Source organism: Myroides indicus (assembly GCF_004364575.1).
GTDB classification, from domain to species: domain Bacteria; phylum Bacteroidota; class Bacteroidia; order Flavobacteriales; family Flavobacteriaceae; genus Flavobacterium; species Flavobacterium indicum_A.
This window is the reverse complement of sequence record NZ_SOAG01000047.1, coordinates 1-9,959: the sequence shown is the minus strand read 5'-3', so window position 1 is coordinate 9,959 and position 9,959 is coordinate 1. Positions and strand designations below refer to the sequence as shown.

The 9,959-nt window shown below is 35.4% G+C and carries 8 protein-coding genes; 4 read left to right on the top strand and 4 right to left on the bottom strand.

What is annotated here, in order from left to right:
* On the top strand, positions 1–144 hold a 144-nt coding region (locus tag C8P70_RS13210), incomplete at its 5' end, for a transposase (protein ID WP_208293414.1).
* 112 nt (positions 145–256) lie between these two features.
* Here the strand turns inward: C8P70_RS13210 and C8P70_RS13205 are convergent.
* From C8P70_RS13205 to ffh, 3 genes are all read right to left on the bottom strand, one after another.
* A complete protein-coding gene (locus C8P70_RS13205; RefSeq protein WP_133713779.1) occupies positions 257–2,035 on the bottom strand; it encodes a MutS-related protein in 1,779 nt (592 codons plus the stop codon).
* A gap of 128 nt (positions 2,036–2,163) precedes the next feature.
* Complete coding sequence (locus C8P70_RS13200) at positions 2,164–3,051, bottom strand: bifunctional 5,10-methylenetetrahydrofolate dehydrogenase/5,10-methenyltetrahydrofolate cyclohydrolase (RefSeq protein WP_133713778.1); 888 nt, start codon at positions 3,049–3,051, stop codon at positions 2,164–2,166.
* A gap of 78 nt (positions 3,052–3,129) precedes the next feature.
* Positions 3,130–4,470, bottom strand: coding sequence for a signal recognition particle protein (ffh, locus tag C8P70_RS13195; protein ID WP_133713777.1), 1,341 nt, complete (start codon positions 4,468–4,470; stop codon positions 3,130–3,132).
* A gap of 164 nt (positions 4,471–4,634) precedes the next feature.
* On the opposite strand from ffh, the gene C8P70_RS13190 reads away from it, so the two are divergent.
* Together C8P70_RS13190 and C8P70_RS13185 are read left to right on the top strand one after the other, a co-directional pair.
* Positions 4,635–6,317: an RluA family pseudouridine synthase gene (locus tag C8P70_RS13190; RefSeq protein ID WP_133713776.1), complete on the top strand. Its 1,683-nt coding sequence runs from the start codon at positions 4,635–4,637 to the stop codon at positions 6,315–6,317.
* A 39-nt stretch (positions 6,318–6,356) separates the two neighbouring features.
* Entirely contained in the window at positions 6,357–7,598 is a 1,242-nt protein-coding gene (locus C8P70_RS13185; RefSeq protein ID WP_133713775.1) for a DUF445 domain-containing protein, read from the top strand.
* Between the two features lie 31 nt (positions 7,599–7,629).
* Here the strand turns inward: C8P70_RS13185 and hisS are convergent, their stop codons facing one another.
* Entirely contained in the window at positions 7,630–9,000 is a 1,371-nt protein-coding gene (gene hisS / locus C8P70_RS13180) for a histidine--tRNA ligase (protein ID WP_133713774.1), read from the bottom strand.
* A gap of 158 nt (positions 9,001–9,158) precedes the next feature.
* On the opposite strand from hisS, the gene C8P70_RS13175 reads away from it, so the two are divergent.
* Positions 9,159–9,959: ABC transporter permease (locus C8P70_RS13175; RefSeq protein WP_166666233.1), on the top strand; the 801-nt coding region annotated here is incomplete at its 3' end.

The following is a 9,959-nucleotide window of genomic DNA, read 5'->3' as shown; positions in this document are numbered from 1 at the left end:
AGGACAGCAGATGTAGAACCCACATTTGCACAACTCAAACACAACCGGAACTTCAAAAGATTTACCTTAAAAGGACTTGAAAAAGTGGAAATAGAGTTCGGATTGCATGCTTTAGCTCATAATCTCAAAAAGATGAGCGCTTAAACAAGAAGGATAGCAATTCTTTTTCTCCGTTGTTAAATCTATTTGGATTTTTGACCTCAATTTTTGAATCATAAAAAAAAACGTCCCGATTTTGTAAACGAGACGGCTTCGTTTAATCGATAATTTCCATTTTTTTCATTATAAATGTAGCGTTCTTATTTTTACAGATACCGTCTCTTATCTTGTAATCAAAAAACAAATCCTCATTTTTTATTTCCACTTCAAAGCACTTGTTTATCAAAATATCAGGGAACTGATAAGTTACATTGCAAACCTCCAAATCGTGAGTAGCAATAATTCCATATGTTTTTTCTTGAATCAGCTTTAAAATTACCCCTATCGTTCCGCTTTGCTTATCGTCAGAATTTGTACCTCGCAATATTTCATCTAAAAGTACAAAACACGATTCCTCCTTAACTTTTTCTATAATCATTTTTAGTCGTTTGACTTCGGCATAAAAATAGGATTCGCTATCTTCCAAAGAATCCGTCAAGCGCATAGAAACCACAAGTGGCAACGGAAAAAATGTCGCACCGTCAGCACAAACAGGAGCTCCGGCATTTGCCAAAACCAGATTTACTCCAACCGTGCGCAAAAAGGTACTTTTTCCCGACATATTTGATCCTGTCAGAATAACAAACCGCTTATTTGTAAAATCAATGGAGTTAGTTACCCTTTTTTGAGCTTGAATCAACGGATGCCCCAACTTCTTAAAAGAAATCTTTTCCTCGTTATTCAATATCGGAAAAGCATATGTTTTGTTGTTGTAAGAAAAGTTTGCCAATGAATTCAATGCTTCTATTTCACCCATGATTTCTATAATGGCTAGCAACAAACCACCTTTGTTCTTTTTCCACGTCAAAAATTTATTCAGTACGTGAACATGATACTGAAAAAAACCGTTGAACACAATCATGATAAAAATATTTGCAACGGTTTCCAATTGCCCGAACAATCTCGACAGTATTTTTAATTCTTTACTGACATAAAAAGACTCATTTTGAAGCTTAGCAGTATATTCACTCATCTTTGAACTCCTAAAATCTTCTTTTTCAATTTGTAAAGCTATAGAACTATAACTCCCTATAGTTTCATAAATTTTTTCTACTCCTCCTAATTCTGTCTGAATATTTCTGATTTTGCTCAAAGCAATTATCAAATTGAGCGAAAAAATAGCAGAAACAGCATATCCCCAAAATGCATTAGATGAATTAACAAAAAATCCTGCAATAGAAATCAGCATTAAAAATGGAAAGAGGTAAGCTGAAATAATGTCAGCTTTATTGATTCTGGAAGTTTTAGATGTGCTCCATTTTTGCAACCGCTCAAAATTATCCTTATCCAGATTAGAAATTTTGCTGTAAGCATAAATAGTCTGCCTCCATTCCACTTTATCGGCAAGTTCTTTTACAACCTCCTGATTTTGCAAGATGGTTTCTTTATCAGTTTTTCCTTGTAACAAATCAGCTAACTTTCGTTTTCCGATATAGGAAGCTGTTCTGTTTAGATACTGGTATAGTGATTTTGTTCCAAAAATATCTAAATCATGACTATAGGCGTGATTTGCTGTAATAAATTCGCTACCATCTTCAAAAGGCTGTTCTTCTTTTTCCAAGAAATTAATCTCATTTTGATTGATATCGACCAATGCTTTTAAATACCGGGTTTTAAACGATAGTCCGGCATGAATTTTTAGAAGTACGACAAATAAAATTACAGCAATTCCCGAAACGTACAAATAAGGAAAATCTCCGTTGGAAACAGATAAGTAAAAAAAATAAATTATAACTAAAAAAATAAAGATTCTTAAAGCGCCTACTGTTTTATATTTTGTACGGACTGTAGAAAACTGTTTTTTAAATTCAGCCTTTCTTTTGTGGTAAATTTCCAAGAGTATTAATTTTTTATTACAACGCAAATATACTGTTTTGGCAAAGTATATTATCCTTAAATTAGCTATTTGGAACTATTTATCAATAAAAAACCACCTCACAAATGAGATGGTTTTCTTTATAAAGACTATTCTCCTTTTTTAGCTCTCCTCGCTCGGGCTAATAAAGTATTTTTTAATAGCATTGCTATTGTCATCGGACCAACTCCACCCGGAACCGGAGTAATAAAGGCTGCTTTTTTACTTACGCCCTCAAAATCAACATCTCCTGCAATTAAATATCCTTTTGCAGAATCTACATCTGGCACTCTTGTAATCCCCACATCTATTACTGTAACCCCCTGTTTTACCATATCCGCTTTTAAAAAGTGAGGTACTCCCAATGCTGAAATAATGATATCAGCTTCTTTGGTTATCTCTTCAATATCTTTGGTCTGGCTGTGAGTCAATGTTACCGTAGCATCTCCCGGATAACCTTTTTTACTCAACAAAATACTCATAGGGCGCCCAACAATGTGCGAACGACCGATAACTACTACTTTTTTTCCAACAGTTTCTACCTTATACCGCTCTAGCAATTCCATAATTCCATAGGGGGTAGCTGGTAAAAATGTTTCCATTTCCAAGGCCATTTTACCAAAATTAGTAGGATGAAATCCATCTACATCTTTATCTGCATCAATAGCCATCAAAATCTTTTGTTCATCAATGTGTTTAGGCAGAGGCAGCTGAACAATATATCCGTCAATTTCAGAATTTTCATTTAATTCTTTAATTTTAAGCAATAATTCTGCTTCTGTAGTTTCTTCCGGAAGAGTAACCAAAGTAGATTCAAAACCTACTTTTTCACAGGATTTTACCTTGCTGCCAACATAAGTTAAACTAGCTCCATTACTACCAACCAGTACTGCTGCCAAATGAGGTACTTTTTCACCGCGGGATTTCATTTGCGAAACCTCAACAGCAATTTCATCTTTAATATCTTCTGATATTTTTTTTCCGTCTAATAATTGCATCTATAATAAAATAATCGTGTTGTTATATCAAATAAAGAAGGTTTAAACTTCTCCTGAACCTTAAACCTTCTCTAAATATTATCTTGGCATCCCTTTCATCTGTCCCATCATTCTCATTAGATTCTTTCCTTTAGCACCCTGCATCATTTTCATCATTTTGCTCATCTGGTCAAATTGTTTTAACAGTTGATTTACCTGTTGAACATCCGTTCCCGATCCCTTGGCAATTCTCTGTTTTCGCTTCACGTCAATGATTGCCGGTCTGGAACGCTCTGCAGGTGTCATGGAATGGATGATAGCTTCTATATGCTTAAAAGCGTCATCCTCTATTTCAACATCCTTTAAGGCTTTTCCCATTCCCGGAAGCATGCCTACCAAATCCTTCATGCTACCCATTTTTTTAACCTGCTGAATCTGAGATAAAAAATCATCGAAACCGAATTCGTTTTTTGCAATTTTTTTCTGGATTTTTCTCGCTTCTTCCTCGTCGTATTGTGCTTGAGCACGCTCTACTAACGAAATAACATCCCCCATTCCCAAAATACGGTCAGCCATACGGTCAGGATAAAAAATGTCAATAGCATCCATTTTCTCACCTGTTCCTATAAATTTAATCGGTTTATTAACTACCGATTTAATTGAAATAGCGGCTCCTCCTCTGGTATCTCCGTCTAATTTGGTAAGAATAACTCCATCAAAATTTAACCGATCATTAAATGCTTTTGCCGTATTTACGGCATCTTGTCCAGTCATGGAATCAACTACAAATAAAGTTTCCTGCGGCTGAATAGCTTTGTGAATATTGGCAATTTCATTCATCATCTCCTCATCTACTGCCAAACGTCCTGCCGTATCCACAATTACTGCATTAAATCCGTTTGCTTTTGCATGCTTAATAGCTTTTTGCGCTATTTCCACCGGATTTTTATTTCCTTCTTCAGAATAAACCTCAATTCCAAGCTGTTCTCCTACAACGTGCAACTGATTAATCGCTGCCGGACGATAAACGTCACAAGCTACTAAAAGAGGTTTTTTATTTTTCTTTGTTTTTAAAAAATTAGCCAGTTTTCCCGAAAAAGTAGTTTTTCCCGAACCCTGCAAGCCCGACATCAAGATTACCGAAGGATTACCCGATAAATTGATCCCCGCAGCTTCTCCTCCCATCAATTCTATCAGCTGATCTTTGACAATTTTAATCATTAATTGCCCCGGTTGCAAGGAAGTCAACACCTCCTGCCCTAAAGCTTTTTCTTTGACTGTGTTGGTAAAATCCTTCGCTATTTTAAAGTTTACGTCAGCGTCTAAAAGTGCTCTTCTTACTTCCTTTAAAGTTTCTGCTACGTTAACTTCTGTAATTTTGCCATGTCCTTTAAGGATATGAAAGGCTTTATCTAATTTATCACTTAAATTATCAAACATATATATCGGTATTCTTTACTGCTTTAAAGCGTCAAAGATACTATTTAACTCGTTAAGTCACAAAAAGGAAAAGCAGAAAAAGAACTTTTTTAGGTTCTCTTTCTTTTTGCCATTTAGTCTCTTAAAATTAATTCTTATTTTTGCCCGACAAACCGCTATCCAAGATGTCAGCCACACTGCCTATTTTCAGATCATTCAAAACAGATATTTCCTCTATTGAATTACCAGAAAAATTTACTTATCCCTTTTATTACGAACCGCATATTTTGTCAAAAATCGCTGCCGAGGAACTGCAAAATGAACTAGAAAAACACCCTTTAATCGCTCCGCTTTTTGACCAAAATCATCCCTCTAGCCTGTCTGCGGGAAAAATGTTCGGCATCTTAGTGGTCAAAGATCAGGATAACAATATTGGCTATCTGGCAGGGTTTTCCGGAAAGCTAGGTAATTATACGCATATTAAAGGTTTTGTCCCTCCTGTTTTTGATTTGTGGAACAACGAAGGTTTTTTTGTGAAAGAAGAAGCGGTTTTAAACTTCATCAATGCCAAAATAAAAAAGACAGAAGAGGATAACATTTACCGGACAGCACGGGAAATGCTTACCCAACAAATACAAGAGAGTCAAAAAGCAATTGCTGAGAAAAAAACAGATCTGAAAAAGCTTAAAAGAGAAAGAAAAACAATCAGGGAACAAAAAAAAAATATTCTGGATGCAAATGCATTTGAACAATTAAATGAAGAATTAATTAAACAAAGTCTTCGGGATAAGCACGAACTGCGAGTGATAACAGCTTACTGGCAGCAACAGATAAACCAGTCTAAAGAAATTATCCGCGACTTTGAAACAGTTATTCAACAACTAAAAAATGAGCGAAAACAAAAGTCAAACGCTCTTCAGCAAAAACTGTTTCAACAATATCGCTTTCTCAATCAAAAAGGCGAAGAAAAAAACTTGTTAGATATTTTCGCAGATACTGCAATTCAGCAACCTCCTGCTGCTGCAGGCGATTGTGCCGCCCCTAAATTGCTTCAATACGCCTATGTTCACTACTATCACCCAATAGCTATGGCAGAATTCTGGTGGGGAGAAGCTCCAAAATCAGAAATAAGGAAACACAAGTACTTTTATCCGGCATGCAGGGGAAAATGCGAACCAATTTTGGGACATATGCTTGAGGGGCTAACCATAGAAGACAATCCCTTGCTTCAAAATCCGGCTCTACAAACGCCTTTAGAAATTGTTTTCGAAGATGATTATTTTGCTGTAATTAACAAACCAGCAGAATTTTTATCTGTCCCGGGAATTTACATTCAGGATTCGGTTTACGAGCGCATGAAACTGCGCTATCCAAAAGCAACCGGTCCGCTGATTGTACATCGTCTCGATATGGCAACATCCGGTATTTTAATCATCGCCAAAGACAAAGAGTCGCACAAAGCATTGCAAAGTCAGTTTATCAAAAAGACAGTTGAAAAACGCTATGTCGCTCTCTTGGATGGAACTCTTAAAAAGAATAGCGGTTTTATTGATTTACCATTAAGAGTGGATCTCGACGACAGACCTCGGCAAATGGTATGCCATGAATACGGTAAAACGGCAAAAACGAAATGGAAAGTGGTTAAACTCATAAACGGCAAAACAAAAGTATATTTATATCCGGTAACCGGGCGTACTCACCAATTGCGTGTACACGCCTCTCATCCATTGGGATTAAATATTCCGATAACAGGGGATGATTTATATGGAAAAAAATCAGATCGTCTTTATCTCCATGCTCAGAAAATTACTTTTAAACACCCCAAAACCTATGAAACTATAAGCTTTGAAGTCAATGAAGATTTTTAAACTCCTTTTTTAGTAACTTTATCTTCTAAAAAGTTATGAATGTCAGATAAAAAATCGCAATTGCGCAAGCATAAAGCCATAGCTACGGGATTATTTTTACTTATGGCAATGGTTTATATAAGTATGCTCTACACCATTAAATACCATTTTTCTCCATGGATGGAATACGTTAAGGCATTTTCTGAAGCCGCTATGGTAGGAGCTCTTGCCGATTGGTTTGCAGTAACTGCACTTTTTAAATATCCTATGGGGTTAAAGATACCGCATACTAATCTGATTGAAAACAGCAAAAACAAAATTGGAGAAAACCTAGGTACTTTTGTGACAGAAAACTTTTTAACATCAGATACCATCCGACCCTACATTGAAAAAATTGATCTGGCATCTGTTATTTCAAAATGGATGAATCAATCCAAAAATCAGCTATTGCTCGAAGAAGAACTAACTGTCTTGGGTAAAAAAGTTATTGCTAACCTCCAAGATGATAGCACTATCAATTTTCTTGTGACAAAAGCAAACAAGAGAATCAAAAGTTTAGATCTTCATGGTTTTGCCTCAAAAGGAATAATGTATGCTCTTGAAAAAGGAGAACACAACCGACTTGTTAATTTTATTTTACCAAAAGCACAAATATATGTAGAAAAACACAGGGAAGATATTTACCAAACCCTCATCGAAAAAAAGCCTCTACTGGGATTGGTAGGCGGAAAAGCCATTACTAACCAGCTCATTAACGGAATTAACAGTTTTTTACAAGATATTTATCAAAATCCTGATCATAAGCTCAGGCAAGAGATGACTCTTTACCTGCAAAAACTTGCCACAGAAATAGAAAACTCAGAACAATGGAAAAACAAGCTTAAAGAAATCTTGTTGCAATTTATTACAAATGATACTATAAAAATCTATCTTTCAGATTTTTGGTTTTCTACTAAAACTACTGTTTTAGAGCAACTGGATAACAAAAACTCTGCCTTAAGAAAATACATCCAAAAAAACATCAAAGACATTGCCACGAATTTAGAAAGTGATCAAAACCTGCGCTTTAAAATAAATAAACAGATTCAGCATTCGGTTTATCGCCTTGCTTTAAAAAACATTCAGGAGGTAAATACTTTAATCCAAAATACCGTCCAAAAATGGGATGGTCGTGAATTGAGCAATAAACTTGAACTAGAAGTTGGGAAAGACTTACAATTTATTCGCATCAACGGAACGCTTGTAGGCGGATTAGTCGGATTGCTAATTTATATTATCTCCAATCTATTGAATTTACAATAACAAAAAAACTCCTTTTCAGGAGTTTTTATATTTATTTCAATTTTTTTATCAGCTCCTGCAAATCCAGCACTGTCTGCTCTCCCGAAACTAATTCTTTTAAAGTAAATTTACCTTCTTCTATTTCCTGAGAACCTACAAGAACCGCAAATGGAATTCCTTTTTTGTCAGCAAACTGAAACTGCTTGCCTACTTTAGCTTTATCAGGATAAATTTCAGTTTTTATTCCGGCATCTCTCAATCCTACGACAGCTTGCATTGCATAGCTCATCTCCTGATCTCCCATATTTAAAAACAGGACTTTTGACGCTGTATTTACTTCCGTCGGAAACAGATTCAACTCTTCCATTACCAGATAGATACGATCTAACCCAAAAGAAATCCCCACGCCGCTCATGTCTTTCAATCCAAAATTTCCAGTCAGGTCATCATATCTTCCTCCCCCTCCGATAGATCCTATTTGTACAGTATCCGGTGCTCCTATTTCAAAAATAGCACCTGTATAATAATTCAGCCCTCGAGCCAAGGTCACATCCAGATTAAGTTTGGCAGATTTTAAACCTAATCTACTTATTTCTTTCCCTACAAAAGCCAACTCTTCTACTCCTCTTTTCCCTTCTTCAGAAGTTATCAAAAGCTTCCTTAACTTATCCAGCTTTTCTTCAAAATTTCCCGTAAAATGAAACAACGGCTGTACGGTTTCAATCGCTTCGGCAGTAATACCTTTTTCTATCATTTCGGCTTTTACCCCTTCTTCTCCTATTTTGTCTAATTTATCTAAAGCCACTGTAAAATCAATCAATTTATCGCTGGCTCCGATGACTTCAGCAATACCTGCTAATATTTTTCGGTTGTTAAGCTTTATTGTTACACCAAATATGTTAAGATCCGTAAAAACACGATCGTAAAGTAAAACCAATTCCACTTCCTGCCACAAGGATTTAGAGCCAATAACATCAGCATCGCATTGGTAAAACTCTCTAAATCTTCCTTTTTGCGGGCGATCGGCTCGCCAAACCGGCTGCATCTGATAGCGTTTAAACGGAAAATCTATTTCATTCTGATGCATTACTACATATCGCGCAAAAGGAACAGTTAAGTCATATCGAAGTGCTTTTTCAGATATTTGTGAAGTTAGTTTCTGGCTGCTTTTTTCGTTTAATAATTTTTCGTCTGCTTTCGATAAATAATCACCAGAATTTAAAATTTTAAAAATTAACCGATCTCCTTCTTCTCCATATTTTCCCAACAAAGTATCCAGATTTTCAAAAGAAGGTGTTTCTATAGGATGGAAACCAAATTTTTCGAATCTGTGTCGTATCGTTTGCATAATATATTGTCTTCTTGCCACTTCCATCGAAGAAAAATCTCTTGTCCCTTTTGGGATTCCTGGTTTCTTTGCCATTTTTAAATTAATTTTTTATGTGTTTTACTTCAAACAAAAATACTTCTTTTTTTATAATATACCGCTCAGGCTTTACCTGTTTGCAGAAAGAGCAGTTAATATTAAATTTTATCTAACTTTACCTGTAACTTTTTATTCTATTTTGCTACCAATAGGATATGTGGAAAATTGCTGTTGAAAATATAAAAATCGCATTAACAAGTATCAGGAGCCAACTCCTGCGTACCTGCATTACTGTTTTTATTATTGCTATCGGAATTTGGGCATTAGTGGGAATATTATCCGTTGTTTCTGCTTTAAAAAATACCATTGTGGAGGATTTTGCTTCAATGGGTGCTAATACTTTCACGATTCACCAGTATGATATGGCAGACAGAATAGCAAATAACAATTCAAATCCTGTTGTCAATCCTACTATCACCTATAAAGAGGCACTTGAATTTAAAAGTCAGTATCAATATCCTTTTTCCGTTATTTCTTTATCATTTGATGCTGCTTCTAACATTGAAGTTAAAAATGAAATAATGAAAACAGATCCGGAAATAAATATCATTGGATGTGATGAAAACTATCTTTCGAACAGTGGAATTACAGTAGAAAGCGGTCGAAGTTTTAGTCATACCGATATCAAAAACAATCATTTTGTCTGTATTGTCGGCTCTGATTTTTCTAATAATATGTTTAAAGGCATCAGTTCGATTGGTCAAAATTTGTCTATAAAAGGATATAAATTTCAAATTATTGGTGTTTTAAAAGAACAGGGAAATACTTTTGGAAAAAATGAAGACCAGCGTATTTTTATTCCCATACAAATTGCCCGTACAATATTTAATACGGCAAATGTTAACTATACCATTAAAGTAAGACTTTTAAAAGAAGGGTTACTCAATCAGGCTGTAGATCAGGCTACTGCTGATTTTAGAAATATTAGGCATTTGACTCCCGCTCAAAAAAACAAT